We start from the raw sequence: 25546 nt of genomic DNA on the forward strand, positions 1-25546 counted from the left end.
TATCCGGCGTCGTCTACAGTAAGTATCCAACTAGTTGGTTGGAAATGAAGGCCGAAGGAGTCGAATGAGACCGACAACCGGATATCGAGCACTTTCCGCAGGATCGTCACTGGAACGGTGGGACTTCGAGCGGCGCGAACTACGTGCACGTGACGTGGCGGTGCAGGTCACGCACTGCGGGGTGTGCCACAGCGATCTGCACGCGATGAATGATCCGGCAGGCAGTTTCCCCGTCACGCCCGGCCACGAGTTCGTTGGTGTGGTGACCGCGGTTGGCGATGCCGTCACCGGGTTCGCGATAGGCGACCCCGTGGCGGTCGGCAACATCGTCGATTCCTGCGGTCGGTGCGATATGTGCGGGGTAGGTCAAGAGAACTTCTGTCGCGAGTTTCCGACACTTACCTACGGCGGACGTGATCGCCTCGACGGAACGACCACACTCGGAGCATATTCGAGTGAATACGTCGTCGACCATCACTTCGTCTACCACCGCCCGCCCGGTCTCGATCCCGCTGCTGTCGCGCCGCTGATGTGTGCGGGGATCACGGTGTGGGAACCGTTGCGGCGCTGGGACGTCGGGCCAGGAGTACGCGTGGGCGTCGCTGGAATCGGCGGTCTCGGTCACCTCGCTGTGAAGTTCGCGCACGCACTCGGCGCCGAGGTGACGGTGTTCACGACGTCGGCAGAGAAAGCTGATCAGGCCAAGGCGCTGGGTGCGGATTCCACAGTCCTGTCCACCGACCAGAGCGCCATGGAGGCACAACTCGGGACGCTCGACCTGATTATCGACTGCATACCCGTCGCGCACGAACTTGCTCCCTACCTGAGATGCCTCGCCCTGGATGGAACGCTGTGCTCGGTTGGTTTCCTGGGACCCATCTCAGTAGACACGCTCGAACTTCTCGGAGGCCGCAAGTCGCTGAGTTCGGCCGGCAGCGGGGGACACCGGTATACCCAGGACATGCTCGACTTTTGCGGTGAGCACGACATCACCGCCGACGTCGAGGTGATGCCATCGGCCGCGGTGCAGATCGCTCTCGAACGCCTCGCAAGTGGCGACGTTCGGTATCGCTTCGTACTCGACATGAGCGACCTGCGCTGAGACCGCGGACGTCAGAAGTGCCGAAATGCACTCAACAACCGGCATTTTGATGCGTCCAGGGTGACCGCCGGCGTCACGCGTTGCTGACGTGCTGCGCTCGGGCCAGATTGAGCACGAGCTCTTCGCGGGTCTGCCCTGTGTCGTGAAAGTTCCACATCGGTGTTCCGGGTGCAGAGCGCCAGGATTCGCGCAGTGGGCTGTTGTCAACAGTGTCGAAGCCGAACTCGTCGTACAGCCGCGTGACGAGCTCAACGGCTTCGGGGTAGTCGCTGGAGACGGCCAACGCCATGCGGTCGGGGGCACCGGTGGGGCGTGCGAACTTCAGCAGGCTCGGTGCTTGGATGTGGGTGAAGGCCTTCGCGACCTTCGATGTGGGCAGCTGTTCTTGCCGCAGCTCGTGAATCGTCTTCTGACCGGAATCGATGACGGGGAAGTGGCCGTCGCGCCAGGCCATGTAGTTGTTCGTGTCCAGCACAATCTTTCCGGCGAGTTCATCGACGGGCATGTTGTTGACCAGCGTCAGCGGCACGGCGACGACGGCGAAATCGCCTGCCGCTGCGGCCTCGTCCGCGCGTGCGGCACGGGCCGCTGGTCCCAGATCGGCGATAAGATCTGTAAGCGTCTCCGGTCCACGCGAGTTGGCGATGACAACCGTGTAGCCGTGAGCGATTGCGGCGCGGGCGATCTGGCTTCCGACTTCTCCTGCGCCGATTATCCCGATGGTCGTCACAGCTGGCTCGTTACAGTGTGTTCCGCACCCGAGGCGGGCAGCCCGGCCGAAGCCAGTAGTGAAAGCTTCTCCGCAGCAGGGGAACCGGCGTCCGGGTGATACACGACCAGCATGAGGTCCTCGGTTCCGCTGATGGCGAGCCGTTCACGGTTGAGTGTCATCTCACCGACCTGGGGATGATCGATTCGGACGGGCACCCCACGCTGTCCCCGGACTTCGTGCCGGGCCCAGAGCCGGCGGAACCTCGGGCTCGCCAGCGACAGCTCGCCGGTGAGCTCGATGAACCGAGTGTCATCGACGTCGTTGCCGACGGCCTGCCGCAGGTTCGCGATGAAGCACTCTGTGACGGATTCCCATTCCGGGTGCAGGGCCTGCTCTGCGGGGTCGAGGAACATGTCTCGCAGCTGATTTCCTCCCACGGTAAGGCCGGGCGAAAGGGCTTGCGCGAGGCTGTTCGAGGCGACGATGTCGAAGTACCGATCCTCGATGAACGCGGGCTGCACCAGTGAATGCAGCAGTTTGAGTACACCGGCCGGCGGCGTCACCGAACGCTTGCGGCGCTTGCGGCGGCGCGGTACCTCCGCCACCAGCGTCATCAGGTGGGCCAGATGCTCGTCGTCGAGTTGCAGTACGCGTGCGATCGACTCGAGCACTTGTAGTGAGGGGTTGCGGTCGCGTCCTCGTTCCAGTCGCAGGTAGTAGTCGGCGCTGATGCCGGCAAGCATGGCGACTTCCTCCCGCCGCAGCCCTGGCACGCGTCGTACACCGCCGTCGGGAATGCCTGCCTGCTGGGGCGTCACCAATTCACGTCGGGCACGCAGGTACGCGCCGAGAGCATTTGTTGTTTCACTCATACGGATCAGCATAGGTCGGTGAGACACAGTCAGCGGGGGTCCTGCGACACCCTGGGCACGACGGGACTCTGGTCGAAGGACCTGTCCGCGCATAACTTTCGAGGAGTCAGTTCGGGCGGCTTGCCCGGCCTTGCTTCGCCCAGAAAGGAATCCAATGTCTTTTGACTCCCGCGAGTTCTACACGAGCTATATCGAGGCGCTCAACGCTCATCGGTTCGACCGTATGCACGAGTTCGTTCACGATCACGTGACGTTGCAGAGCGAATCGGGCTCCCGAGACGCTCTCGTCGCCGACCTGAACGGAATAGTTGGAGCTGTTCCTGACTTCCACTGGGAGGTAAGAGAACTCGTTGCCTATGGCGACCGGCTGGCTGCACGTCTGAACAACACGGGCACTCCTGTGAAGGAATGGCTCGGCGTCGCACCCACCGGAAAGTCCATCGAACTCGCCGAGTTCGCGATCTACACAATCCGCGACGGGAAGTTTCTGCACATGTCGGCGCTGCACGATGCCGGCGCTCTGCGCACCCAGCTCGCCGCCTGACCACACCACGCAACTGATATCGAAAAGGGAAAACATGACCGTCACTTTGATTACCGGCGCCAACAAGGGCATTGGGTTCGAAACCTTGATGTTCTGGTGAACAATGCGGGCATCCTGGAGACCGAGCTCGACGGATCTGCGGCACTACGAGCGTTCGACACGAACGCGGTCGGCATCGTGCGAGTGACCGAGGCGGCCCTGCCGCTACTTCGCAGGTCGTCCAACCCCACCGTGGTCACCGTATCCAGCAGCGCTGGATCGTTCTGGGCGGTGAACAACCCTGAGCGGGCGGAGTTCAACCTGCCTCTCGCGCTTTACTCGGCGTCCAAATCTGCCGCGACCATGCTGACAGTGCAATACGCCAAGTGGCAACCGGTCATCAAGTTCAATGCCGTCGAGCCGGGACCCACCGCAACGGACTTGACCGCCGCCTTCGGGATCGGGCGGCCGGCTGACGAGAGCGCAAGGGTTGTCGTGCGTTGGGCGAGACTCGGACCGGAAGGCCCTACCGGGACGTCCCAGGACGAGGCGGGCACATTGCCCTGGTAAGCCTCACGAGGAGTACATCAACTGGTAGGGCCTCGAGTACCTGCGATAGCTGTGTCAGTGAGCGGTGCGGGGCCGATCGTCCGTCGACGGGAAGCGTCCGGCTGGTTACCCCGCGCGTAGAGCGCGGTGCGGGCCCGGTCAGTCGAGGATCGCTGTGGCCTCGACTTCCACGAGTACGTCGGGTTCGAAGAGGTAGTCGACTCCGATCAATGAGGCGGGTGGCATCGGAAGTGGCAGTCCGATGTCAGCAGCGACGCGTCCGATGCCGGCCATGAGCTGGGTGATCTTTTCCGGCGTCCAGTCGGTGACATAGAACGTCAGTCTGAGTACATCGGCGAACGTGGCACCTGCGCCGGCCAGTCCGGTCGAAGTGTTGCGCAGAGCCTGCGCGACCTGTCCGGCCAGGTCGTCTGGGGCCACGGGTGTTCCATTGGCCAAGCGCGCAATCTGACCACTGACGTGCACGTGGCGCGACCCCGTACCCACCGCGACGTGGTGGTAGGGGGTGGGTTGCGTCATGCCTTCGGGGGTGGAGTAGTTGACGGACAAGCAATCCCGACCGTCACTCAGAAGTCGCTCACCGCAACATTGCGCAAGCTCGAGCGGAACGGAATCATCGAAAGGAACCTACTCAGTTCGCGCCCGGTCGCAGTTGAGTACCGGATTACCCCGCTGGGAAAGACGCTCCGGCCACCGGTCGACGTGATCCTTCAATGGGCTGCTGCGCACATGCCTGACATCGACCGAGCTCGCTCGAAGTTCGACACTGCCGAGGAGGGCAATTCGTAACGTGCGGTAACCGTTTCGCAGGAGCGGTTATCGACTTCGTGAGCGCGGCAGGTCCCTATCGGGTGGGTTGTGGGGGTGAGGGTAAGCGCTCATACCTCGGCGACGGTGCCGCAGATGCCACATTCCTCGAACTGACGACGCTTCCAGCGTGCGATCGGAACGAAGAACAGCGTGAATTGTTTGAATTGCCTCATGCGTGTCCACTGCGTGGTGTTGTGGCAGTGCGGGCACGTTCGGTTTTGACCCGGGCCGAGGTGTTGCCGCTTGATGCCGTAACCGAAGATGAAGAACACAAAGCCAGCATAGAGGTTCCGTCGGGGCCGGCATGTTGCCTGTCACAGTTCAGCCGACCGGCCGCCGCGGCGATGGCTTCCGGGGTTGGTTAATCGTTGATAGCAACGGGAGTTGGCCGTTCGGCTGGATTCGTTCGGCGGCGGATCTCGATGGTGGCCGCGATGGTGGTGGTCACGGCGACAACGTAGACGGGGAACAGCCAGTCGATAATGCGCCACGAGTCCAGGGTCAGCAACGCGATCCCTCCATTGAGTCCGGCGAGTACGTAGTAGTCCGACCTCTCGGTGTGAGGTGACCTCCAACTCTTCACGATGGTCGGCAGTGCGGCGACGGAATCTGCGACCACGACCATGACGAGCGCCATCGTGGCGTTGTCCAGTAGGAGCCATGCAGCGATGGCGGCGACCGAGATCGCGCCGCAGACCACGTCTGACGTCGTGATGCGCCAGTAGCTTTCCCGGTTGACAAATGACGAGGCAAAGACGAATGCCGGTCCCAGGCCGACGGACAGGGTGAGGACTGAGGAAAGTCCGACCCCTTCGTCGATCTGCGCGAGGAAAGCGATGACGGGCATCGCAGCCCAGAGGAACCACGAGACCCTGTTCGGACTGGCCGAGCCGCTCAGCACCGCGCGGATGTAGAAGGAACAGCCGACCAGGCTCAGCAGCGCGCCGAACAGGACGAAGTGGGGGTCAATCATCGTTGAACTCGTTTTTCGTTGGGAGGCGAAACGCGGAATCGCCGTCGCTTCGCCGGGCTTTTCGGATGTGGATCAGTCCGTTGCTGTCAGCGAGTTGAGCGCCTCGGCGGCACACGTTGCGAGTAGGCGTAGTTGCGTTCGCGGCGGGTATGTCTCGGTGTCCAAGATGGCCGTCAAAGCGAGTCCATTGACTGTGGCGGACAGCGACTTCGCAATATCTTCGACGTCGTTTTCGGTGGCGTCGGAACGCAGGTCCTGAACCAGGCCGGTGATGCGTGTGACCCATTGCCGGTGGTGGTTGATGTGGATCTCTTTGAGTTGTGGCTCCGCCAGGGCAGTTGCGGCGAAGCCTGCCCACACGCGGACCTCGTCGACGCGGTCGTGATCGAGTGGCAGCACGGCTGACAGCACGTCCACGAGCACGTCGATGCTCGGCTCGCGGCCTGCCTGGATTGCATCGGCGCGTGTGACGACGCGGCTGTACATCGTTCGGCAGGCGTGAACCAGAACTTCTGTGCGCGAACCGAAGTGGTGCATGATCAAGCCGGTGGTGCAGTCTGCGCGGATAGCTACCGCGCGTAGCGACACGTTCTCCAGACCACAGTCAGCCGCCACGGCCCAGACAGCGGCGGATATCCGGTCGACCACCGCTTGTGTTGGCCCGTCGGTCATGGGCGCTCCCGTCCGTCGATACGTAACATGCGTTATGCACAGACCGTAACACGCGTTACGTCACCGGCCGAGTTGGCAACATTGCCTCTATTCAGGTCTGGTGAAGATGCCCGTTTGTGCCCTGACCACTGATCCACCCGATGAGGGGTCGGCAGATGCCGCCGCGACGAGTGGTAGCGTGGACCGTTCGCCGGGGCTGAGCAGGACTGCGCTGACCGAACGCCCGGACTTCGCCTACTCGGTCACTTCGACACCTGCACAACATGATTGGACCAGCGAATGACGTCCCTACCGGTCGCCGAACTTCACCTCCACCTCGAGGGAACCCTCGAGCCCGAGACGGTCTTCAGGCTCGCCGAACGAAACAAGATCGCGCTGCCTTACGCCGACGTCGATGAGCTCCGGAGCCAGTTCGAGTTCGCGGATCTGCAGGAATTTCTCGATCTGTACTACGCGAACATGTCGACGTTGCGGACAGCGGCCGATTTCGCCGAGATGACCAATGCCTACCTGGCGCGGGCGGCGCTCGCCGGGGTTCGCCATGCGGAGGTGTTCCTCGACCCCCAGGCCCACCTGGTTCGGGGAGTTGCACTCGAAGAGGTGATGGAGGGAGTCGACTCGGCGCTCAGTACCTCCTTCGAGAATCACGGTGTCAGCAGCGGCCTGATCGTCTCGATGCTGCGCGACCACAGTGCCGAGTCGGCCATGACCGTCCTCGATGACGTGCTTGCGCTCGGAACCCCGATGCTCGGAATCGGACTCGACTCGGCGGAGGTCGGGCACCCGCCGTCGAAGTTCGTCGAGGTGTACGCGAAGGCGCGTGCCGAAGGTTTGCACCTCGTCGCGCATGCGGGCGAAGAAGGCCCGCCGGCATATATCTGGGAGGCATTGGACCTGCTCGGTGTCGAACGCATCGACCACGGAATCAGGTGTCTCGAGGACGAGACGCTCGTCCGACGCCTGACGCAGGACCGTGTTCCGTTGACCGCGTGCCCGCTGTCGAATGTCAGCCTGAAGGTGATTGACCAGCTCTCGGATCATCCGTTGCGGACGATGCTCCGCAAGGGCCTCAATGTGTCCGTCAACTCCGACGATCCCGCCTACTTCGGCGGATACGTCGACGACAACCTGAACGGCGTCCGCGACGCGCTGGGACTCAATGCTGAAGAACTCGTGACACTGGCGACGAACTCGGTCACTGGTTCGTTCGCGACCGACGCCCGCAAAGCCGAACTCCTGAAGGAAATTTCGGTTGCGGCGCAGACCCTCTGAGCGCGGCTACGTCGCCGGTGTACTAACCGACCATGTCGAGGACGCAGCGTGCCGGGTCGGTAGGGGCGAACACCCGGACCTGCCCGGGCCCAGCGTTGTGGGCATTGGTCACGACGTGGGCGCCTGCAGTGGAGAAGAACGTGACCGCGGACAGGTCGACGACGATGTCCATGGTCTGGACTGCGGCGTGGTCGAGGGCGTCCTGTAGCTGGGGAGCGGTCAACATGTCGACTTCTCCGCGCACGATGATGACCGCCACGCCGCTAGAAAATGAGATGGACTCGACAATCCATAGTGGGCCACGATCTTCGCCGTCAAAAACAAGAGAATTGTCAGATGTGGGGGTCATTGTTGCCCAGCCCTCGTGTTGGGGGACCAGTTGGTCCCGCGTCCCGCTCCTGGGCCTCGTGCAGGGAGCTACACAGCGGGACGCACTAACGATGACTCCGCCAGTCTAACCCAAGTTCGAAAAATAGTTCGATAAGGCAGGTAACTGCGATTTGCGTTTACGCCTCAACCTTGGGCTGCGAAAAACTCTGTCTCAGAATCGATTATGTCGACAAGTCTCGTGGGACGGTTGGACGGGAAGGGATCAGGAGCTAGCGGGCGGTGTATTCGTTGGTGCAGTCCGAGTAGCTCATCCAACCGTTGGGGGCGGTGTTGTTGACCGAGGCGACGACCGTGATGCGGCCCTTGTCGACATCCTGGATCGGCAGTGTGATCTGGGTGTAGCCGCGGTCCACCGAGCTGATGGACTCCCCGCTGCCGTTGAATCCGGTGTCCAGGTTCGCCCAGATCACAATCGCTCTTTGTTCGTAGGGCGTACGGGTGTTGGAGAGGGTATGGAACTTGAAAGTGGTCTTCCCGGGGCCGGCCGGCGTGGTCGTGACCACTGATCGCTCGGCGCGGGTCGGCTCCGCCGGATCGGGGTAGGTGATCGTGCACAAAGGGCGCGGCACCGGTAGGGCGTTGGCGCTACCTGCCATGAGCGAGGTGCAGGCCGCGGCTGCGGCAAGGGTCGTGGCCAGAAGGGGCTTGGTGTGGGTGAATCGACGCGCCATCGGAATCTCCTTCGCGTGCGGTCGGTTCCGTGCCGGCCGCAGTGTGGGCTGAGTGGTCGCCACGTCATTGTGACGTGCCTCATACGTCGGAACTCGTGCACGCTGTGTTACAACGCGAAATGTGCTGCTGAAGCAGGCTGTGGAATCGGTGGTCCACGGATTCGCGGGAGCAGTCTCCAATAAGTAACCGGCGCTTTCCTTTTGCGATCGGCAACTGGTGCTGGCCATGATCGAATTAGCCACTACTCTGACGGTCCCACCGGGAGTGTGGTGTCCATCGAACCGTGTCTGTTTGTTTGGTTTGCTCCGTGAAACTATGGCGGTTTGTCTGGGGTAGAGGTGAGGGGAAGCCGGTGGGGTCGTATCTGATGATCGCCGAATGGAAGATTGTCTACGAGGGGGAGCGATGCCGTATCTGGGTTTGATTGTGTTGGTGGTGATGATCGCGGCGTTGGTCGACATCATCGGGAGCGAGGCCGGGGTGCGTGGCTTGCCGCGGTGGGGGTGGTTGCTGTTGGTGATCGTGATGCCGCTGGTGGGTTCGATCGTGTGGTTTGTGGCCGGACGGCCGGTTGCGGGCGGGGCTTACGGTCGGCCGCGTGGCTCGGGCCGTGCCACCGCTTTGGGATTTCCCGAGTATGACGAGCCGGGTCGCTTTGAACCGCAAGACCCTGCCGCCGATGCCGAGTTCTTGCGGCAGGTGCGTGAACGGGCCGAGGCGCAGCGTCGACAGGGTGAACTGGAGCGGCGGCGGCGTCAACAGGAGGGCGAGAAGTGAGCTGTGGGCTGGGAGGCGAAGGATAGGTCGCACTCACCGCTCGGTGCTTGGCCGCAGGACTTGCGCGGGGGTCCGATTTCGTGGCAATATCTGCACCGGTTGAACACAAGCCGCCCTCACCCGCCGGCCGTGTTCCGAACACCGGCCAGCGTTCCGCCCGGTGTTTTTAGGGGTTATCCGATGCCTGTGCCGCATATTTCCGTTCCCGAGACCACTGCACATTCGTGCAATCCATCCTTCTCTGTATCCGCCGTCAGTCACGACGGATCAGCGGTGGTGACTGTGTCCGGAGACCTGGACCAACTCACTGTCGAGCAGTTGAATCTTGCGACGGCGAGGGTCCTCCGTGAACTCTCCGGTGTTCTGGTCATCGACCTGACGCCCACCACGTTTCTGTGCACCGCGGCGATGGCGTCCTTGCTGTCGGTGCATGAGCGGGTGAAGGAGATGGGTGCCGAACTCGTCGTCGTCGCGCAGGGTCCGGTGACCGCCCGCCCGCTACAGCTGACAGGTCTGGCGGACACCATCAAGATCGTCGCCTCCGTTGACAGTGTCTTCCCCCGCAGGGGTGGTTCGTGTGCCGGGACCGCGCCGGTCAGCCGTACCGCCGCACCGTCGCTCGCCGGAGTGGGTCGATGACGGCGTCGCCGGCGGACTCGCCGTCGACAACGACCGGGTTCTCTGAAACCAGTTCGCCTACAACCGAATCGAACTCATCTGCAGCCGGCCCGGACGCGGGTTCGCCGGAGCCGAGTCTGCTGGAGCGATGGTGGACACGGGCGATGGAACACGGCGAGCCGGGCCGGTAGCAACTCACGACCTATCCGCCGCGCGGGAGATCGAAGTCGTAGCGCGAGGTCGGCACCACGTCGAGGTTCCGATCGGCACCGAAACGGGCAATGCTGTTGAGCATCAGGGTCATTCGATGATCAAGTTCGTCCTGGTCACCACCGCTGCCGTAGAACGCGTGGATATCGCTGACGGCCGCCATCGGGAAGAGCTCTTCGACGATCCCGTCCACGCGGGGAGTGACGTCGAGGAGCGCCCGAGTGACGACGTTCTGGACGTAACCGAAGGTGGCCTGGGTGTCGATCGCCACCTGTGTGTGGTGTCCGAGCCAGCGCTCGAGCCACTCGTGGTGATCGAGCTCGGCGGGGCGCCGGAGGAACGCGATGTTCGACAACGCGTCGATCCGCGATCCGTCGGCGGGTAGCAGCGGGTCAAGCGGCGTGCGGTCCCGGACCTCCCAGGCCGCGATTGCCCCGTCGATGTCCTCAACGATGGCGGCGAGCAACTGGTCGGGGTCTGGGGCCCAGAATGTCACCACGGCTTGGATCGGGGGATCGAGTTCGTCGATGCGCATGGCTGGTGACACCGGCTCGTCGCTGATGTTGACCTGCACACGAGTCGCACCCGACGCGGCACACCGATCGACGAGGTCAGTGGTACTCGCCCGCGATAATCCACCACTTCGGATCGCCACGATAACCTTCGATGAAGTCACGGCGCGTGACGATACCGGTCAGAAGCGCCGTCGGTCCGCGGTTCGTGAGAAGCCGGCCCCTTCGATGGCCAGGCACCGAAGAGCTGTGTGATCGCAACGTTCGGCCGCTGACTATGGCAAGGACGCCTGTACAGACGTCCTTGCCATAGGTGAGTCAGCGTTGTTGGTCGGCAACCTTGCCGGTGGCCTGCTGTGCGTGATCCTGTACGTCCTGAACAGACGAGGTGCTCTCGTCCTTGACTGTGGAGGCGGCGTCTGTCGCGGTGTCTTTCACCGCAGCCGCTGCCTGCTGAGCGGGTTCCTGCAGGTTCTGGGCGGTCTGCTTGGCGATGTCGGTCACCTCATCGGTCAACGGTTGCGCCTTTTCCTGTAGCGCCGCCGCTGCCTGCTGCTCGCGGTCACTGGCAGGAATGAGCGCGGACACCAGCAGACCAGCGCCGAACGCGATCAGGCCGGCGGCCAGGGGATTGCCCTGGGTCTGCGCTTTGACTGCGCTCGGCGCCGACTGCACCGCACCGCCCGCGGACTGCGCGGTATCCGATATGGATCCCATCGCCGAACTCGTTGCCTGCGAGGTGCTCCCTGCAGTGTCGGAGGCCGAACCCATGACGCGCTCGCGGACGCTGCCGAGTGTTCCGGTGACCCGGCCGACTTTGCGTTTGGCCATGGTTGTCGGATTCGCCTCGTAGGCCAGGGTGTTGACGTCGGAACTCAACGTGGCCCGGGTCTGTTCGATGTCGGCGCGGATCTGGTTGGGATCGGAACTGCTGGTCATGACTCCTCCTGAGGATGCGGCGCGAGGGCGCCGGGAATTTGGGTGACGGTCTCGGCGGTTTGCGGTAAACCTTTGGCTTTGCGTAGTGCGGAGCGACCGAGAACAGTGAGAACGGCGCCGATGACGGCCCATACGAGCACCACGATCAGCGCGGACCAGCCGTGTCCGATAGCGGTGCCCACGCTCCACCACAGGGCCACCGACAGGAACAGCAACACGAAGTAACCGGCGACGGCGGCTCCGACGAGCATCCCTGACCCGGTGCCGACACGGCGTGCAGTCTGGGTGGCCTCGGCCTTGGCGAGGGCGAGCTCTTGACGGACCAGGACCGAGAGGTCTTCGCTGACATTGGATAACAACTCTCCCAGCGATGGAGGGTCACTTTCACTGTGGGCATGAGCGCTGGGAGGAGGTGGGACGGTCATCGCGCCGCACCCGGCGCCGGGGGAGTGGGACGTCCCGGTTGCGGTGCCGACGAGGGCGGCGTCGGGTACGGCGAATCGAGTGGCCCGCCGCCGCCTGCGCGATCGGCGGCGTGCTGCCCGGTCGGGTACCCCGCCGGGGGTGCCAGGGGAGCGGTCGGCGCGACATCAGCGCGTGGAGGTGCTGAGACTGTGCGAGAGCTGGGGCCAGAGTTGTTGTCGTTGCTGGTGTTCGCGGCGGTGATTCCGCGCCCAAGGCGTCCGGCGATCAACCCGGCGCCGGCGGCCAGAGCCAGAAATGTTCCGGGCTTGCGGCGCGCGAATCGGGTGACCTCATCGAGGATTTGGCCGGGTTCGCGGTCCTCGAGCCAGGATGCAACAGTATGTGCGTGCTGAGAGGCTTGACGGGTCAAATCGGTTGCAATACCGGGATTTTCGGACTTGTCAGCCATCGAACTGAACTCATTCGACAAGGCCTGCAGGCCGCCGGCGACACGTTGCTGCTGATGGGCAGCCTGGGTGGTCAGTTCGTCACGGGTCTGACCCAGCAGGTCCTGGGCCTGGTTCTTGACCTCACCGGCCACCTGCTGTGCTTGATCGCCGGCGACGTTGGCGACGTGTTTGCCCGCGTCGGCGGCAGTATCGGCGACCGCGCCGGCTTGCTGCTTGGCGACGTCGGCCGTTGAGGTTGTGCCTGCGTCCGGCGACCCGGAGGCCGGTGGGGCCGCATATTCGGGGATGGGTGCTCCACTGGAAGATGTCATGAGAAGGCTCGCATTCGTACTCGACGATGGCGGAAAGCAGGCCAGTGGCTTCGACCTTCCCGGCGAGTACCCCCAATCCGCCGAAACCAAGCACGACCACACGCGCTCAAACCATTTGACGCATGTCGGCAGTCCCCTTCGCTCACCAGGTGAGCGCAGTTGCCCATCCGGAGGTCTCCAGTGACTCTCGCGGCACCCGCCGAGCGATCAATCCGGCCAGTACGACCGCTTCCGGAGGGGTCAAATACGACGGATTTGCCATGATCGGCGCCCGGAACTGTTCACAATTCCTCAGCGTCGGCGTTGCCGCCATCACCGCCCTCGGCACATATGAGTCTTGATCGAGTCGAATCGCCTGAAACTCAACGTGCAGAGCAGATCCCGGGTCCGCCGGTTCGTCGGCGACACCGTCGCTCGTCACGCGTCCGAACTCATAGATGCCCGGATTCTTTTTCCCGGTGATCCACAGCGCGATGAGATCACCGCGACGAACGAGTGCCGGGCGCCGGGTCCGGGCACTGAGGCACCACGTCGTCTCGATGACGGAGGCCGGCATGCTGCGTGCCATGCCGAGTTCGGTGCCGACGTAGCCGGAGTTGGTTGCGCCATTGCCTTTGACGATCCAACACCCGAGGTCATCGCGATCCATACCCATGTATCTCCCGGTTCCTTCACCCCTGTGCTTCTGCTCCAGTACCCAACCCGGCGTAAACCATGCCGAAGAGAGGTCATTGACGTTGCCCGTGGCCAGGGTCAGTCTGATGGGATGGCGGTGCTGGAGGCCGACTACCTGGTGGTCGGTGCGGGCGCGATGGGGATGGCCTTTGTCGACGCCCTCATCGACAGCGCCGACGTCTCCGTGGTCATGATCGATCGGCGGCACGGAGTCGGTGGTCACTGGCTCGATGCCTATCCGTTCGTCCGACTCCACCAGGCCTCTGCTCTCTACGGGGTGGCCTCGACGCCATTGGGAGGTGGACGGATCCAGCAGCGCGGGCCCGAGGCTGGTCTGCACGAGCGGGCCACCGCGCCGGAGATCTGCGCCTACTACGAACGCATCCTGCGTGACCGCTTGCTCGCTTCCGGCAAGGTGTCGTTCCATTCGAACTGCGACTACCTCGGCGGCGGCCGGTTTGTGTCCCTGATCTCCGGGCGTCAACACGAGGTGCGGGTGCGTCGCAGCGTGGTCGATGCCCGCTATCTCGCCCCGGACATCCCCTCCTTGACGCCGCCGCCGTTCGAGGTGGCCGACGGTGCGCACGTCATACCCGTCAATGATCTGGTCGGCCTCGGTCGTGCCACATCGCAGTATGTGATCGTCGGTGCGGGCAAGACCTCGACTGACGCCTGCGTGTGGCTGATCGACAACGGGGTCGACCCGGACGCGATCTGCTGGGTGCGGCCGCGCGATCCGTGGATGCTGAACCGTGCCGTCATCCAACCTGAACCGGTGATGTTCATCGGTGCCGCGGCCGACACCGTGCAGGCCGCATCCGAGTCCACCTCTGCCGATGAGATGTTCTGCCGCCTCGAGGACTCCGGCGTCATGCTGCGGATCGACCGTTCGGTGACGCCCACGATGGCAAGGACTCCGACGATCGCGCAGTGGGAACTCGACCGGTTGCGCATGATCGAGAATGTCGTACGCCGGGGACACCTACGCGCTGTCGCGACCGGGCGCCTCACGTTCGACAAGGGAGTGGCTGCTGATGATGCGGTGGCCGTCGACCCCGACGCGGTGATCGTCCACTGTGCTGCCCGGGGGCTACGTACTGCGCCGCAGGTGCCCATCTGGGGGAACCGGACGATGACGCTGCAACCGGTACGTGCCGGGTTTCCGTTGTTCGGCGCGGCGCTGACGGGCCATGTCGAGGCGACCGTGGCTGTCGGAGTGGACGCCGAGACCGCAAATGCTGTGAAGAACGCGGTCTGCCCGTCGTCGACCTATCCCGACGGTCTTGCCGAGTGGGCGTGGATGCAGGTCACCGGTGGCCGCGCCGCTGCGGCATTCAACGCCAAACCTGACATCAAGGCTTGGGCTGATCAGGTCGCGCTGAACCCTTCGCGTACGCCACCGGACCTGATGGAGTCCGATGAACTCGCGGCTGCGGTCGAGCGATTGACGAAGTACGCGCCGCTGGGGATGAGCCGGCTGACCGAGTTCGCCGGGATGCCCGCGTAACCGGACAGTCGCTCAGCTCTCCGTGAATGGACCCCGCTGACGACGATGTCTTTCCAAACATTCTGGGCAACGCGGCGATTCGGGTAGTCGACTACTCGTGTCAGGGGTCGGTCGGGTGGCGAGAATTGTGCCATGGGAGTCGAGTTCGGCGGGTATGCCGATCCTGCTGCCGCCGGCTCCCGTAGGGCTGTAGTACTGGAGGTCGATGATGGACTGGCAGGCATTCTTCGTACTCCTGGCCGTTGGATTGCTCTATTTGGTCATAGTCTGGCTCACCTACAGCTGGATGATCGCTGCCCCGAGGCGGTGGTTGCTGAAGTCGCAGATCGCGCGATTGCGAGCTGGGATCGAGATTGCCATGCACACCGGCCTGGACACCGACAAACAGCTGGGGGCATTACTCAAAGCGGAATTGGCGGGTCTGAACGAGTCGGTGAGATTGAGCCAGCCGCCGAGGGACCAGAAAGACCAGACATGCAAAAAGGCCCATAAGAAAGCTCTGGTGAGGCGTTCGTTCCGCGCCGTCAATCTCAACGAGTTGATGGCCGCCCAGCAGACACTGAACGGTCTGAGCCGACTCCGGTCGTACCTCGTCCCTGACGACGACTTGGCATCGTTCGCGGAAACCATCTTTCTCCGACTCTCGGAATCCGACAAAATGAGCGAAAAGGCGCTAAGAGACCGGTTCAAAAGCGATTCCATCACGCCGAATGCCCGGCGAATCATCATGGCGCGCGCCGACGAACTCTGTCATGCCCGCGAGGACGCTGCGCTGCGCGCAGACTTCGACCGGCAGCGGGCCTCGCTGTGGTTGGCGCTCGTTGGACTTTGGGGCGTGATCGCCGTCGGTTCGATGCTCGGGCATGTCGAGACGCTGCTCTTGGGCGCTATCGGCGGGTTCCTTGCGCCGCTCATCGACGCTCGCCTGAGCAACGCCACTCAGACGACGTGGGGAGTCCGGGTACTCAGCCCTGTCGGTGGTGCATTGACAGCGGTCGGAGGCCTTCTCATGGTGACGTTCCTCGCGAGTGAAGACATCGGCCTGCTCGGCCAGGTCTTCCGGGATGCGTGGAACGACCCGACAACTCCAGTGGCGCTGGCGTTGGCGCTGCTGTTCGGCTTCTCCGGAAAGATGTTCTCGAACATGGCGATCACCGCCGGTTCGCAGATCGCGGGGTCTCGCCCAGCTGACGAATCAAAGCTGGTATCCGGTTCTGACCTGCGAATATGATTCGCGCAGTACGCCATACATGATGCGCGGCCCCGAGGCTCGACACACAACCGCAGGGGAGGGACCACATGGCGCACTGGAATGCAAAAGCCGCGGCTGCGTTGCACGCAGTCGAGCGGGGTGTGCGCAAAGGGAAGGTCAAGTCGACGCCGTTCGGGGAGACGAACGGAAGCGCGCCGTTCAACGCCTCGGGTGTTGTGCAAGTCGGTCCGGGCCGGTTCGTCTTCGTCGACAACCACGACCCGTCTGCGCTGTTCGAACTGGCGCTGGATGTCAGAAGCTCAGGAGTGGAACGGATTTCGCGCCGGCCGTTGGTCGACTTGAGTGAGGGGCAGCTGGGTGATCCAGAGGGGCTGGCCCGCATTGACCGCGACGGTGAGGTCTACATCGTTGCCGCGTCCTCTCTCTGTGTTGTGGACACCAAAGGGTCAGGGCGACAACATGTCAACGACGGGTTGGTGCGCGTTCGCTACACATCAAACGGTGACCTTCAGGCCGAAGCGATGCTCGGATTCCGTGACTGGTTGCTGCACCATGTGCCGTTCCTCCGGCCGGCCGGCCGGAGAAACCCCGACAAGGACGGGCTGAACATCGAAGGCCTTGGCTGGGACCCGCGTACGCCGGGGCTGCTGTTCGGCCTGCGGGAGCCGGCGGATCGCGGAAGTATCACGGTGATTCGGGTCCCGATCGACGCTGGCGTTGCCCCATGGAACACCGGGTCGCTCGCGACGCCGTCGATCGAGCACATCCGCATACCGGGAGCGACCGGGAAGCATGGCGTCCGCGACATCTCCTACGACGCACAGACCGGCGACTTCCTGATGATGCTCGGGCGGTCGACCAGCGACGGCAAGGAACCGTTTCAGCTCGGCACGTGGAAGGGCGGTCACGACGACATCGAGCTTCTCGATGTCAACTTCCATCGGTCGATGAAACCAGAAGGCGTCGTGGCATTCTCGAGCGGTGGCGAGAGGAAACTCCTGATCGTCGACGACAAAGGTGGCTACGCGATCATCGACTATCCCGTTAGCGATCAGTAGAAGTAGAGGTTGGAACCAGGAAGTTCCTGGTGCACCCTGGCCCTGCCGCCCGGAGTGAGGTCGAGCCCAAACTTCGCCATCTCGTTGGTCCGCACGCTGACGAGATTGAAATATCCGGTATAGGCGAACCGGCCCGGCGGATTGGCCGGGTCGGTGACCGGGACAGGCACGGGCGCAATCGTGAACTCTTCAGCGTGGTCCCCATTGCTGGGCGCACAGGTGTAGAGATACTTGTGCCCCTGCGGCGTGACCTGGGTGGCGCCGGCGTGCAGGACGCGGTTGTACGCCTGATTGGTCAGCGACTTTGCGGTTCCGAGGTCATCGAGGGCCCACAGATCGGCTTTGTCGTTGTCGGCTTTCATCGGTTGGTGGTAGACCTCGAAGTTGACCGGAGCGGGAATGCCTGGCGGAATGGACTCGGTATTACTCGCATGGAGACACTCCCCGGAATCGTGCTTGAGGACATGAACAGGATTTGCCGGGCCGGGAAGGCCCGTCGCGATGAACCCCGCCGACTCGGCCAGCCGTAGTTGCTGCCGCACGGACTCGATTTTGGCGACAGCATCGGGTACGCCGAATCCGACGACCAGTCTCTCCATCTGATCAATCAGGGGTTTGAGGACCGTCTGCTGATGCTCGCGGCTGAACAACGTGTCCCGATACAGCCGAATCTGGTCGAACAATTGCTTGCGGCGCGCGTCGTCATTGCGCACCAGTTGCGCGATCAAGCCATCACGGCCCAGCTTGAAGGGTTTGTTCGGCTGCAGAATCTGGTCGATGCCCCACGGGATCATCTTGAATTTGACGTTGCCCACGCCCGGAACGGCGACGGCTGCCAGGTCGTTGTAGATGTAAGTGTTGTTGGTGTTGTCGGCATAGCCGTCCCAATGCTTGAAGAGGAACTCCATCGCGTAGACCTTGAGGAATTGGTCCATGTCGAGCACCTTGTCCGCGCCCGCGAGGCCACCGGCTTTGACCTGAGCAACCGCAAACGTCAAGTCGGCTTTGTCCTCGAATGCGGAGAGGGATTCGACTCCGATGAGTTTCAGCCGCTCCTCGACGAAATCGTCATGATGCTCGAGCTCGTACAGGTTGCCTTTCAGATTGCCCTTGAAGTTCCGCTCGATGTAGCGCTTCATGATTGGTTCGGCGTTGACGTAGACGCCTGGGCCGTTGACGCCACCTACACCTTGGCCGACCAACGTTCCGTTGACGAACACCTTCGCGTAGTTGCATCGCGAATTGGGCAGCCCGGCCATGTCCAGCATCCGGTAGCCCAGTGTCTGCTTGATGTAAGACTTGTCTTGAATTGAGTTGTTGAGCGTCACGTAGCGCGACCCGATCAGGGCCTCGATCGCTTTGGCATCGCCGAACTTGCCGAAATCGACATGGAGGCAAGGCTTGTTGTTGTCTATGGAGCCGCAGAATGATTTCTTCTTGATGCCCACGTTGGTGGCCGTGGTCTTGGCGGGGAACTTCGTTCCGGATATCTCGACCGATGTCGCCTTCTGCCAGGTGTACCTGCTGCCACCGGTCCAGTCGAAGTTGCACCGGCCGCCGGCCGGCTCCTCGTTGCGCACGGCGTCCCACTTTGCCGGAGGCATGGTGATCTTGACCGTGATCACGTTGTCGAGTGCATAAAAGGTATCAAGTGCTTGTTGCTGCACACTGCTCATCGCCGTACCTCCATTGCTGCCATGCATTGCTACCGACAGTCTGTGCCGGGCGCAATGGGATGCGCACGAGTAGTCCGCTACCTGTTCGCACGAACCGGGAGAGTGACCGTGCTGGGGGCCTCCGAAAGATGGGCAAGGGTGACGCCCGGCGCCTCGGAGAGATTCTCCGCTTAAGCTGGGGGCGACGCCAGGAACTTCTTGCGTTGTTGTCGGAAGGTTCGATATGACTGAGGCGAAGACTGCGGCGCGGCGACCCCGCGCCGACGGTGAGAGAAATCGCGCCCATATCTTGGCGATCGCCGAGAAGGTGTTCTCGGAGGAGGGGATCTCGGGTTCGATCAATGAGATCGCCAAGCGCGCCGGTGTCGGTGCGGGCACCTTGTATCGACACTTTCCGTCTCGGGATGCGTTGCTTGCCGAGTTGCTTCGCAGTCGTGACGAGGAACTGGCGGCTCGTCGGGATGCTATCGAGGCTGATGAATCGGATCCTGCGACAGCTCTTCAGAAATGGCTCGACGCGGTGTTCCAGTGGTCTTCCGCTTTCGAAGGCCTGTCGAATCCCTTGCGCGAGGCGCTCACCCACAAGACCTCGCCCTTGGCCATGACCTGTGAAGGATTTGTCACCACCACGGATCATTTCCTGGGCGCAGCGCAGCGTGATGGTGCCGCGCGCATCGGCGTACGTGGCCGCGAGTTGTTCCTCGCCGTCCTTGCGATGTCATGGGTCAGTGGCGCTGCCATAGCGGACGAGTCTTCGTCCGCCGCGTTGCGGGCACTGATTCGGTCAGGATGGGATCGGTCCGGTGACGCGCGGCAGTGAGCGGGTAGGAATAATCGCCCGACCTGAGGCTTGCTAAGCGGAGAGCCTGTCCGTAACGTGGTTTCGGAGAGGTTCTCCGGATAGCGAGGTCGAACGATGGACAAGCCACAGATACTCCTGGCCATGCAGTTGGTGGGCGGGTACGGCAGTGAACCGGGCGCGTGGCGGTTGCCGGGAGTGGACTTGAACAGTCACGCCGACATGGACGCCTACGTTCGCTTCGCACGTACCGCAGAACGCGGCAAGATCCAGTTGCTGTTTTTCGCTGATACGCCGGCTTTGGACATCGATCTTGCGCGGCAACCTTCGAACTACGTGCTCGATCCGATCGTGGCGATGACAGCGATTGCGCGGGAAACCTCGCGCATCGGGTTGGTGGCGACCAGCTCGACGACCTTCACCGAACCGTTCAACCTGGCCCGGCAATACAAGGCGCTCGACGTGATCAGCCGTGGCCGCGTGGGCTGGAACGCAGTCACGACCTCGAGTCCGGAGGCCGCAGCCAACTTCGGTGCCGCGGTTCCCCCGCGGCAACAAAAGTACGAACGGGCTCACGAGGTGATCCAAATCGTCGAATCCTTGTGGGGCAGTTGGCAGCAAGACGCATTCATCGGTGATGTCGAGCGCGGTGTTTTCGCCGACCCCGACAAGGTGGGTCCGGTGAATCTGCGGGGCAAATATGTGGCTGCGCGAGGCCCTTTGGCCATCCCGCCGTCTGAACAGGGGCAGCCGGTGATCTTTCAGGCCGGTGGCGGGCGGGAGGGGATGGAGTTGGCCGGGATGTACGCCGACGGTGTCTACGCCAATCCGTACACCATCGAGAGCGCGCGTGCCCAACGGCAGGCGCTGCGCGCGTGCGCGGTCGCTGCCGGCCGTGAGGCAAGCGATGTAAAGATGTTTGCCGGCTTCATGCCGACTGTGGCCGATTCGAAGGCGGAGGCACTTGCGCGGCGTCGTCGTCTGGATGAATCGATCGACCTTGAACAACGCGTCGGGTATCTGGGAGCGATGTTGGGACTTCGGTTGAGCTACGACGATATTGATCGACCGGTTTCCGGTGCCAACTTGGCTCGTGCCGTGGCCAACCCCGGCGATCCTCGATCGGAACGGGCGCTCGAGGTGGTTCGAGAAGGGTGGTCGCTGCGGGATGTCCTGGCGCACGGCGTGATCGACTATCACCCTGTTGTCGCAGGGACGCCCGAGGATATCGCCGATCACATGCAGGAATGGTTTGAAGCCGGGGCGTGCGACGGCTTCTCGATCGCCGTAGACGGTCTTCACGACGGCGTGGGAGCTTTCGTTGATCGGGTTGTGCCGATCCTGCAGGAACGTGGAGTTTTCCACCTCGACTACGACGGTCCGACCTTGCGCGACAACCTCAAGGCCGCACCACGCTATGGGCGCGACACCCGCGTATCTTCCTGACCTACAAGAGAGCTGAGCACACATCATGACAACACTGGGAATCATCGGTAGCGGAAACATCGGCAGCGCAGTCGCACGGTTGGCGGTCGCCGCCGAAATCAACGTTGTGATCGCCAATTCGCGTGGACCCGGGACGCTTTCGGACCTCGTCGAGGAACTGGGACCTCGCGCCACCGCCGGCACCATCGAGGAGGCTGCTGATGCTGGGGATTTTGTGCTGCTAAGCATCCCGGTAGCCGCTTACCGCGTCCTGCCCGAGGGGTTGTTGAGCGGGAAAACGGTACTTGACACCGGAAACTACTATCCGTCCCGGGATGGCAGGATCGCCGAGCTGGACTCGGGACAGGTCAACCAGTTTCAGTGGAACCAGAAGCATCTGCCCGGGGCGAAATTGGTGAAGGCATTCAGCAACATTCTCGCGCACCACATTCCGCAGCTGGCGCGTCCCTCTGGTGCGCCGGACCGGAGCGCTCTTCCCATCGCCGGCGATGACCCTGACGCCGTCGCCCTCGTCGCGGGTCTCATCGACCGCCTGGGTTTTGACACCCTCGATGTTGGATCAGTGGCGGAAACATGGCGTTTCGAGCCCGAAGCGGCCGGCTACACGCAGGTCTATCTTGCAGATCCGAACGTACCGTTCGAGGATTTCATGACCGCGGCCGCGGCACCGGTCTCGAAGGAAGCGCTGCGCGCAGTACTCGACACCGCAACACCGGTAGACGTCGCCAATCGCATGTTCTGAGAGAGGTTCACGTGACGGCTCGGTGGCGTCACGATCTCTATTCCTCCAAATAGTTCGACATCAACCCAGATAGGAAGTTCTCAATGAAGATTGGCATTATCGGTGTGGGTCACATCGGAAAGACGTTGGCACAGAAGCTCAGTTCGGCGGGCCATGATGTGAAAGTCGCGAATTCGAGGGGGCCTGAGACCATCGACGCGGAGGTCCTGACCACGGGTGCTCGTGCCGTCACCGCTTCCGATGCCGTAACGGGGGTCGACGTCCTCATCTTGTCGATCCCTCTCCACCGGCTACCCGAGATCGCATCGCTGGTCACCGACCTGCCGACCGACGCGATCGTCATCGACACATCCAACTATTACCCTCTACGAGACGCCGTCATCGATGCGATCGAGGCGGGGCAGATTGAAAGCCTCTGGGTTGCAGAGGTATTAGGACGTCCAATCGTGAAGGCTTGGAATGCGATCGGATCCGATTCTCTAGCCAGCAAAGGCACTCCGGCGGGAAGCCCCGACCGCATTGCGATACCGGTGGCCGGAAACGAACGAGCTCATCGCGAACTCGGTATCGCTCTGGTCGAGGACACCGGCTTCGACGGTTTCGACGCGGGAACATTGGCGGAATCATGGCGGCAGCAGCCAGGTGCACCGTGCTACTGCACCGACCTCACCCGCGAACAGATGCAAGAGGCACTCGATCGCGCGGAGGCCTCTCGGTTGCCGCGACGGCGTGATCTCGCGGTCGAGGCCATTATGGAAAGAGTTGGGGGCTCGGAGACGAATCCGTCGGCAGATTTCGGCGTGCGGCTCGGTCGGGCGCTGTTCATGTGACCCGAAGCGGGATCAGACCAACGCTCCCGCCGAGCGGAAGGCCGCACCCGGATGCGTGTCGGGCAGCAGTTTGTTGCCCTCGCCGAACAGATGCTCGCGCAGCGTCGTGCCGGGTAGTTCGTCCTTGAGGAGGCCGCGACGTCGGAGTTCCGGCATGACTTCTCCGAAGAATGCGTCATGGTTGCCGTCCGGCTCCGGCTGAACCAGGAAGCCGTCCGCATCGGTTTCGGCGATCATGGCCTCGGCTTGGTCGACCACCTGCTCGGCGGTGCCGAGGAACGGTTTGCCCATCACGCCGTTGGCGCGGAACTCCGCGAGGACCTCGCGCACCGTCGGTGCGTCCGGTCCCAGGAAACGTTCGATGTTGGTGCGGCCGTTGTCACCGTTGGCGGCGGTCTCCGGGATCGGCTTGTCGAGATCGAAGGACAACAGGTCGATGCCGGTGAAGTACGCGTAGAGGGTCGCGGCGTGCTCCAGTGTGATCGAGGCGATCTGCTCCTGATGCTGACGGGTCGCCTCCTCCAGACTGTCCGCGACCCGGAAGGTACCGGCGATCAGACACTTGACGGCATCGCGTCCACGTCCGTTCTCCTCGGCGAGCCGGCGGATGTCGGAGATCTGTTGTGCCAGAGCTTTCGACTCCGCGGCAAGGAAGACCGCCTCGGCGTACTTCGCGGCCAGCGCGCGGCCCGGCGCGGACGCACCCGCTTGAAAGAGTGTGGGCGTCACCTGGGGACCGGGCGGCGTCACGAGCACTCCGTCGCTGCTGAAATGGGGTCCACGGTGATGGATCTCGTGCACCTTCGACGGATCCGCCCACGTTTGTGTCTGGCTGTCGTGGCGGTACGCGTCGTGCTCCCAGCAACCCTCCCAGAACTTGAGGGACAACTCGACGTGGTCGGCAGCCTTACGGTATCGCTCGTCGTGTGCCATCAGGGGCTCACCGAAGAGCAGTGCCGAACCGGCCTGCGCCGAGCCGGTGACGATGTTCCAGCCCACCCGGCCCTTGCTGAAATGATCGAGCGCGCGGTATTGCCGCGTGACGATGGGAGGCGATTCGACCTGCGTTGACACCGTCGTGACCAGGCCGAGGTTCTCGGTGACGGCGGCGAGAGCCGAGATCATCACCTGCGGATCGATGGACGAGAACTGCACATTGCGTTCGATCGCAGTGGGGATGATCGCACCGTTCATCGTCGGGTACCCGTAGGAGTCCGCGAGGAACAGGAAGTCGACCCCGGCTGCCTCGCACTTCTTGGCGAGATCCAACCAGTATTCGAGATCGGTGAAACCCAAGTCGGATTCATGTCCGGGGATCTTCCAGGCACCCCGCGCACCACTGGTCTGGAACATCCCGATCGCTAGTTTCTTGCTCATGCTTCTTCTTTCGTTGATTGGTGAGACGGGTGATGAAAGTGATGTCGTATCAGGCGAATTCAACGGCCGAGCGGCGGTATGATGCCCCCGGGTGATCCACCGGCAGGTGCGGCGACGTGCCTCCGAGCCGTTGACGCAAGGTGGTGGGCGGAGCATCGGTGACCACCAACCCACGTGCGGCCAGCTCAGGCAGCACGAGATCGATGAAGCTGTCGAAAGTGCCGGTGTGATCAGCCTGAACCAGGAACCCGTCGGCGCCGGTTGTCGCGATCACCTCTTCCGCGGCGTCGGCCACCTCGACCGGGTCGCCGATCAGGGGGCTGCCCATCACGTTGTTTCGCTGGAACTCTTCGAGGATCTCGCGAACTGTCGGTGCCTCGGGTCCCAGGAACCGCTCGACGTTGGTGCGCCCGGTCTGCGTGGTCGCGGCGCTCGGGTCGAGCTGTTTGTCGGGGTCCATCGTGGTCAGGTCCAGGCCGGTGAAGAATGAATAGGCGACCGCGGCGTCGCGAAGTGTTCGGGTCGACACCTGACGTCGACGGATCTCCAGCGCATCGGCACGGGTGGGTCCCACGATGAACGTGCCGGCGACCAGACATTTGACCGAGTCCGGATCTCGGCCGTATGTCTCTGCGCGCCTGCGGATGTCGGCAATCTGCTCGGTCATCGTGGGTACCTCGGCGGCGAGGAACACGGCTTCGGCGTACCGTGCCGCGAGATCCCGGCCGGCGCTCGAGGAGCCGGCCTGGAATAGCGTGGGCGTGCGCTGCGGTCCGGGTGGCATCGTGAGGATGCCTTTCGCCTGGAAATGGGGTCCGTGGTGTTCGATCTCCCGCACCCTGTCCGGGTCCGCGTACACGCCGGTCTCACGGTCTGCGAGCAACCCCCCGTCGTCCCAGCACCCCTCCCAGAGCTTCAGGCACAGGTCGACGTGATCGGCGGCGATCTCGTAGCGCTTGTCGTGGTCGGTCAACGGAATCCCGAACAGTCGTGCCGAGGCGTTCTGCCCAGCACCGGTCACGATGTTCCAGCCGATGCGTCCCCGCGTGAGGTGGTCGAGTGTTGCCATCTTGCGCGCCACCATCGGCGGCTTCTCCACCTGGGTCGACAGGGTGGTCACCAGACCGAGCCGTTCGGTGACCGCCGCGAGGGCACCGAGGAGCACCGTCGGGTCACCCTTGGGGAACTGGATTCCCCCGCGAAGCGCGTCCGCGGGTATGCCGTCACCGAGAACCGGATAGCCGTAGTCGTCGGCGAAGAACAGAAAGTCCACGCCCGCCGCCTCACAGCGTCGTGCCATCGTCAGCCAGTGGTCGAGGTCGACGAAGTCGGTCGATCTGTTCTCCGGGAGCCGCCACGGTCCGGTCAGTCCGGAGTGCTGGAACATCCCGATCTTCCACAGTTTCACCATGT

At 63.0% G+C, this 25546-nt stretch carries 30 protein-coding genes and 1 pseudogene; 15 read left to right on the forward strand and 16 right to left on the reverse strand.

From position 1 onward, the window contains the following. Nucleotides 1-64 precede the first annotated feature (64 nt). The gene (locus AC51GT_RS03485) at nt 65-1102 is read left to right on the forward strand and encodes an NAD(P)-dependent alcohol dehydrogenase (RefSeq protein ID WP_496327863.1); all 1038 of its coding nucleotides are present in this window, start codon (nt 65-67) and stop codon (nt 1100-1102) included. A 73-nt stretch (nt 1103-1175) separates the two neighbouring features. Here the strand turns inward: AC51GT_RS03485 and AC51GT_RS03490 are convergent, their stop codons facing one another. Further along, nucleotides 1176-1832: an NADPH-dependent F420 reductase gene (locus tag AC51GT_RS03490; RefSeq protein ID WP_496327864.1), complete on the reverse strand. Its 657-nt coding sequence runs from the start codon at nt 1830-1832 to the stop codon at nt 1176-1178. Beyond that, nucleotides 1829-2686, reverse strand: coding sequence for a helix-turn-helix domain-containing protein (locus AC51GT_RS03495; RefSeq protein ID WP_496327865.1), 858 nt, complete (start codon nt 2684-2686; stop codon nt 1829-1831). Before AC51GT_RS03495 ends, AC51GT_RS03490 begins: the two co-directional genes overlap by 4 nt. Before the next feature lie 154 nt (nt 2687-2840). On the opposite strand from AC51GT_RS03495, the gene AC51GT_RS03500 reads away from it, so the two are divergent. Beyond that, nucleotides 2841-3230 carry an ester cyclase gene (locus AC51GT_RS03500; protein WP_496327866.1) on the forward strand — a complete coding sequence of 130 codons (390 nt, stop codon included), beginning with the start codon at nt 2841-2843 and terminating at the stop codon, nt 3228-3230. A gap of 96 nt (nt 3231-3326) precedes the next feature. Then, nucleotides 3327-3779 carry an SDR family NAD(P)-dependent oxidoreductase gene (locus AC51GT_RS03505; RefSeq protein ID WP_496327867.1) on the forward strand — a complete coding sequence of 151 codons (453 nt, stop codon included), beginning with the start codon at nt 3327-3329 and terminating at the stop codon, nt 3777-3779. Between the two features lie 138 nt (nt 3780-3917). On the opposite strand, the gene AC51GT_RS03510 is transcribed toward AC51GT_RS03505, so the two are convergent. Then, entirely contained in the window at nt 3918-4328 is a 411-nt protein-coding gene (locus AC51GT_RS03510; protein ID WP_496327868.1) for a RidA family protein, read from the reverse strand. Between AC51GT_RS03510 and AC51GT_RS03515 the strand changes: the two are divergent. After that, a pseudogene (locus AC51GT_RS03515) lies at nt 4326-4568 on the forward strand (winged helix-turn-helix transcriptional regulator); the annotation flags it as partial. The gene AC51GT_RS03510 and the pseudogene AC51GT_RS03515 overlap by 3 nt on opposite strands. A gap of 89 nt (nt 4569-4657) precedes the next feature. On the opposite strand, the gene AC51GT_RS03520 reads toward AC51GT_RS03515, so the two are convergent. From AC51GT_RS03520 to AC51GT_RS03530, 3 genes are all read right to left on the reverse strand, one after another. Then, nucleotides 4658-4861: a zinc-ribbon domain-containing protein gene (locus AC51GT_RS03520; protein ID WP_496327869.1), complete on the reverse strand. Its 204-nt coding sequence runs from the start codon at nt 4859-4861 to the stop codon at nt 4658-4660. Nucleotides 4862-4950: 89 nt separating this feature from the next. Next, nucleotides 4951-5562 carry a hypothetical protein gene (locus tag AC51GT_RS03525; RefSeq protein WP_496327870.1) on the reverse strand — a complete coding sequence of 204 codons (612 nt, stop codon included), beginning with the start codon at nt 5560-5562 and terminating at the stop codon, nt 4951-4953. Between the two features lie 72 nt (nt 5563-5634). After that, nucleotides 5635-6234 carry a TetR/AcrR family transcriptional regulator gene (locus AC51GT_RS03530; protein WP_496327871.1) on the reverse strand — a complete coding sequence of 200 codons (600 nt, stop codon included), beginning with the start codon at nt 6232-6234 and terminating at the stop codon, nt 5635-5637. A gap of 279 nt (nt 6235-6513) precedes the next feature. On the opposite strand from AC51GT_RS03530, the gene AC51GT_RS03535 reads away from it, so the two are divergent. Beyond that, complete coding sequence (locus tag AC51GT_RS03535) at nt 6514-7506, forward strand: adenosine deaminase (RefSeq protein WP_496327872.1); 993 nt, start codon at nt 6514-6516, stop codon at nt 7504-7506. A 22-nt stretch (nt 7507-7528) separates the two neighbouring features. On the opposite strand, the gene AC51GT_RS03540 is transcribed toward AC51GT_RS03535, so the two are convergent. Together AC51GT_RS03540 and AC51GT_RS03545 are read right to left on the reverse strand one after the other, a co-directional pair. Then, nucleotides 7529-7765, reverse strand: coding sequence for an STAS domain-containing protein (locus AC51GT_RS03540; protein ID WP_496323995.1), 237 nt, complete (start codon nt 7763-7765; stop codon nt 7529-7531). Between the two features lie 340 nt (nt 7766-8105). Further along, nucleotides 8106-8567 (reverse strand): hypothetical protein, encoded by a 462-nt coding sequence (locus tag AC51GT_RS03545; protein ID WP_496327873.1) that lies wholly within the window; start codon nt 8565-8567, stop codon nt 8106-8108. Between the two features lie 406 nt (nt 8568-8973). Here AC51GT_RS03545 and AC51GT_RS03550 point away from each other — a divergent pair, with 406 nt between their 5' ends. Both AC51GT_RS03550 and AC51GT_RS03555 read left to right on the forward strand, forming a co-directional pair. Continuing rightward, nucleotides 8974-9345 carry a PLD nuclease N-terminal domain-containing protein gene (locus AC51GT_RS03550; protein WP_496323997.1) on the forward strand — a complete coding sequence of 124 codons (372 nt, stop codon included), beginning with the start codon at nt 8974-8976 and terminating at the stop codon, nt 9343-9345. 180 nt (nt 9346-9525) lie between these two features. Further along, the gene (locus tag AC51GT_RS03555) at nt 9526-9984 is read left to right on the forward strand and encodes an STAS domain-containing protein (protein WP_496323998.1); all 459 of its coding nucleotides are present in this window, start codon (nt 9526-9528) and stop codon (nt 9982-9984) included. Between the two features lie 181 nt (nt 9985-10165). On the opposite strand, the gene AC51GT_RS03560 is transcribed toward AC51GT_RS03555, so the two are convergent. The 5 genes from AC51GT_RS03560 to AC51GT_RS03580 form a co-directional block, all read right to left on the reverse strand. Next, nucleotides 10166-10831, reverse strand: coding sequence for a hypothetical protein (locus AC51GT_RS03560; RefSeq protein WP_496328004.1), 666 nt, complete (start codon nt 10829-10831; stop codon nt 10166-10168). Nucleotides 10832-11003: 172 nt separating this feature from the next. Beyond that, nucleotides 11004-11624 carry a DUF3618 domain-containing protein gene (locus tag AC51GT_RS03565; RefSeq protein WP_496327874.1) on the reverse strand — a complete coding sequence of 207 codons (621 nt, stop codon included), beginning with the start codon at nt 11622-11624 and terminating at the stop codon, nt 11004-11006. Next, on the reverse strand, nt 11621-11983 hold the full coding sequence (locus AC51GT_RS03570) for a phage holin family protein (protein WP_496324000.1): 363 nt from the start codon (nt 11981-11983) through the stop codon (nt 11621-11623). Before AC51GT_RS03570 ends, AC51GT_RS03565 begins: the two co-directional genes overlap by 4 nt. A 62-nt stretch (nt 11984-12045) precedes the next feature. After that, complete coding sequence (locus AC51GT_RS03575; RefSeq protein ID WP_496327875.1) at nt 12046-12810, reverse strand: hypothetical protein; 765 nt, start codon at nt 12808-12810, stop codon at nt 12046-12048. A gap of 142 nt (nt 12811-12952) precedes the next feature. After that, nucleotides 12953-13465 carry a hypothetical protein gene (locus AC51GT_RS03580; protein WP_496327876.1) on the reverse strand — a complete coding sequence of 171 codons (513 nt, stop codon included), beginning with the start codon at nt 13463-13465 and terminating at the stop codon, nt 12953-12955. 111 nt (nt 13466-13576) lie between these two features. On the opposite strand from AC51GT_RS03580, the gene AC51GT_RS03585 reads away from it, so the two are divergent. The 3 genes from AC51GT_RS03585 to AC51GT_RS03595 all read left to right on the forward strand — a co-directional run bounded on the left by AC51GT_RS03585 (nt 13577) and on the right by AC51GT_RS03595 (nt 17263). Then, on the forward strand, nt 13577-14992 hold the full coding sequence (locus tag AC51GT_RS03585; RefSeq protein ID WP_496327877.1) for a pyridine nucleotide-disulfide oxidoreductase: 1416 nt from the start codon (nt 13577-13579) through the stop codon (nt 14990-14992). 208 nt (nt 14993-15200) lie between these two features. Next, nucleotides 15201-16223 (forward strand): hypothetical protein, encoded by a 1023-nt coding sequence (locus tag AC51GT_RS03590; protein WP_496327878.1) that lies wholly within the window; start codon nt 15201-15203, stop codon nt 16221-16223. A gap of 68 nt (nt 16224-16291) precedes the next feature. Continuing rightward, nucleotides 16292-17263, forward strand: a complete 972-nt coding sequence (locus AC51GT_RS03595) for a hypothetical protein (RefSeq protein ID WP_496327879.1) — start codon at nt 16292-16294, stop codon at nt 17261-17263. Here AC51GT_RS03595 and AC51GT_RS03600 read toward each other — a convergent pair. Further along, the gene (locus AC51GT_RS03600) at nt 17257-18711 is read right to left on the reverse strand and encodes a CotH kinase family protein (RefSeq protein WP_496327880.1); all 1455 of its coding nucleotides are present in this window, start codon (nt 18709-18711) and stop codon (nt 17257-17259) included. The two genes, AC51GT_RS03595 and AC51GT_RS03600, sit on opposite strands and share 7 nt — an antisense overlap. Between AC51GT_RS03600 and AC51GT_RS03605 the strand changes: the two genes are divergently transcribed. From AC51GT_RS03605 to AC51GT_RS03625, 5 genes are all read left to right on the forward strand, one after another. Further along, the gene (locus AC51GT_RS03605) at nt 18704-18904 is read left to right on the forward strand and encodes a hypothetical protein (protein ID WP_496327881.1); all 201 of its coding nucleotides are present in this window, start codon (nt 18704-18706) and stop codon (nt 18902-18904) included. The two genes, AC51GT_RS03600 and AC51GT_RS03605, sit on opposite strands and share 8 nt — an antisense overlap. Nucleotides 18905-19228: 324 nt before the next feature. Next, nucleotides 19229-19759 carry a TetR/AcrR family transcriptional regulator gene (locus AC51GT_RS03610; protein ID WP_496327882.1) on the forward strand — a complete coding sequence of 177 codons (531 nt, stop codon included), beginning with the start codon at nt 19229-19231 and terminating at the stop codon, nt 19757-19759. Between the two features lie 96 nt (nt 19760-19855). Continuing rightward, nucleotides 19856-21184, forward strand: coding sequence for an NtaA/DmoA family FMN-dependent monooxygenase (locus tag AC51GT_RS03615; RefSeq protein WP_496327883.1), 1329 nt, complete (start codon nt 19856-19858; stop codon nt 21182-21184). Nucleotides 21185-21209: 25 nt separating this feature from the next. Further along, nucleotides 21210-21926, forward strand: coding sequence for an NADPH-dependent F420 reductase (locus tag AC51GT_RS03620; protein ID WP_496324010.1), 717 nt, complete (start codon nt 21210-21212; stop codon nt 21924-21926). Nucleotides 21927-22009: 83 nt separating this feature from the next. Next, nucleotides 22010-22756, forward strand: coding sequence for an NADPH-dependent F420 reductase (locus AC51GT_RS03625; protein ID WP_496327884.1), 747 nt, complete (start codon nt 22010-22012; stop codon nt 22754-22756). A 12-nt stretch (nt 22757-22768) separates the two neighbouring features. Here the strand turns inward: AC51GT_RS03625 and AC51GT_RS03630 are convergent, their stop codons facing one another. Continuing rightward, on the reverse strand, nt 22769-24133 hold the full coding sequence (locus AC51GT_RS03630; protein ID WP_496327885.1) for an NtaA/DmoA family FMN-dependent monooxygenase: 1365 nt from the start codon (nt 24131-24133) through the stop codon (nt 22769-22771). 49 nt (nt 24134-24182) lie between these two features. Beyond that, complete coding sequence (locus AC51GT_RS03635; protein WP_496324013.1) at nt 24183-25544, reverse strand: NtaA/DmoA family FMN-dependent monooxygenase; 1362 nt, start codon at nt 25542-25544, stop codon at nt 24183-24185. Nucleotides 25545-25546 lie beyond the last annotated feature (2 nt).

It is taken from the genome of Williamsia sp. z34, from assembly GCF_059553395.1.

What these genes read in the sequence shown, in the direction of transcription:
- AC51GT_RS03575 (WP_496327875.1), bottom strand. Translation starts at nt 12,810, where the DNA reads ATGACATCTTCCAGTGGAGCACCCATCCCCGAATATGCGGCCCCACCG.
- AC51GT_RS03535 (WP_496327872.1), top strand. Translation starts at nt 6,514, where the DNA reads ATGACGTCCCTACCGGTCGCCGAACTTCACCTCCACCTCGAGGGAACC.
- AC51GT_RS03565 (WP_496327874.1), bottom strand. Translation starts at nt 11,624, where the DNA reads ATGACCAGCAGTTCCGATCCCAACCAGATCCGCGCCGACATCGAACAG.
- AC51GT_RS03500 (WP_496327866.1), top strand. Translation starts at nt 2,841, where the DNA reads ATGTCTTTTGACTCCCGCGAGTTCTACACGAGCTATATCGAGGCGCTC.
- AC51GT_RS03580 (WP_496327876.1), bottom strand. Translation starts at nt 13,465, where the DNA reads ATGGGTATGGATCGCGATGACCTCGGGTGTTGGATCGTCAAAGGCAAT.
- AC51GT_RS03550 (WP_496323997.1), top strand. Translation starts at nt 8,974, where the DNA reads ATGCCGTATCTGGGTTTGATTGTGTTGGTGGTGATGATCGCGGCGTTG.
- AC51GT_RS03530 (WP_496327871.1), bottom strand. Translation starts at nt 6,234, where the DNA reads ATGACCGACGGGCCAACACAAGCGGTGGTCGACCGGATATCCGCCGCT.
- AC51GT_RS03595 (WP_496327879.1), top strand. Translation starts at nt 16,292, where the DNA reads ATGGCGCACTGGAATGCAAAAGCCGCGGCTGCGTTGCACGCAGTCGAG.
- AC51GT_RS03615 (WP_496327883.1), top strand. Translation starts at nt 19,856, where the DNA reads ATGGACAAGCCACAGATACTCCTGGCCATGCAGTTGGTGGGCGGGTAC.
- AC51GT_RS03625 (WP_496327884.1), top strand. Translation starts at nt 22,010, where the DNA reads ATGAAGATTGGCATTATCGGTGTGGGTCACATCGGAAAGACGTTGGCA.
- AC51GT_RS03630 (WP_496327885.1), bottom strand. Translation starts at nt 24,133, where the DNA reads ATGAGCAAGAAACTAGCGATCGGGATGTTCCAGACCAGTGGTGCGCGG.
- AC51GT_RS03590 (WP_496327878.1), top strand. Translation starts at nt 15,201, where the DNA reads ATGGACTGGCAGGCATTCTTCGTACTCCTGGCCGTTGGATTGCTCTAT.
- AC51GT_RS03485 (WP_496327863.1), top strand. Translation starts at nt 65, where the DNA reads ATGAGACCGACAACCGGATATCGAGCACTTTCCGCAGGATCGTCACTG.
- AC51GT_RS03525 (WP_496327870.1), bottom strand. Translation starts at nt 5,562, where the DNA reads ATGATTGACCCCCACTTCGTCCTGTTCGGCGCGCTGCTGAGCCTGGTC.
- AC51GT_RS03605 (WP_496327881.1), top strand. Translation starts at nt 18,704, where the DNA reads ATGCCCACGTTGGTGGCCGTGGTCTTGGCGGGGAACTTCGTTCCGGAT.
- AC51GT_RS03555 (WP_496323998.1), top strand. Translation starts at nt 9,526, where the DNA reads ATGCCTGTGCCGCATATTTCCGTTCCCGAGACCACTGCACATTCGTGC.
- AC51GT_RS03620 (WP_496324010.1), top strand. Translation starts at nt 21,210, where the DNA reads ATGACAACACTGGGAATCATCGGTAGCGGAAACATCGGCAGCGCAGTC.
- AC51GT_RS03635 (WP_496324013.1), bottom strand. Translation starts at nt 25,544, where the DNA reads ATGGTGAAACTGTGGAAGATCGGGATGTTCCAGCACTCCGGACTGACC.
- AC51GT_RS03545 (WP_496327873.1), bottom strand. Translation starts at nt 8,567, where the DNA reads ATGGCGCGTCGATTCACCCACACCAAGCCCCTTCTGGCCACGACCCTT.
- AC51GT_RS03495 (WP_496327865.1), bottom strand. Translation starts at nt 2,686, where the DNA reads ATGAGTGAAACAACAAATGCTCTCGGCGCGTACCTGCGTGCCCGACGT.
- AC51GT_RS03585 (WP_496327877.1), top strand. Translation starts at nt 13,577, where the DNA reads ATGGCGGTGCTGGAGGCCGACTACCTGGTGGTCGGTGCGGGCGCGATG.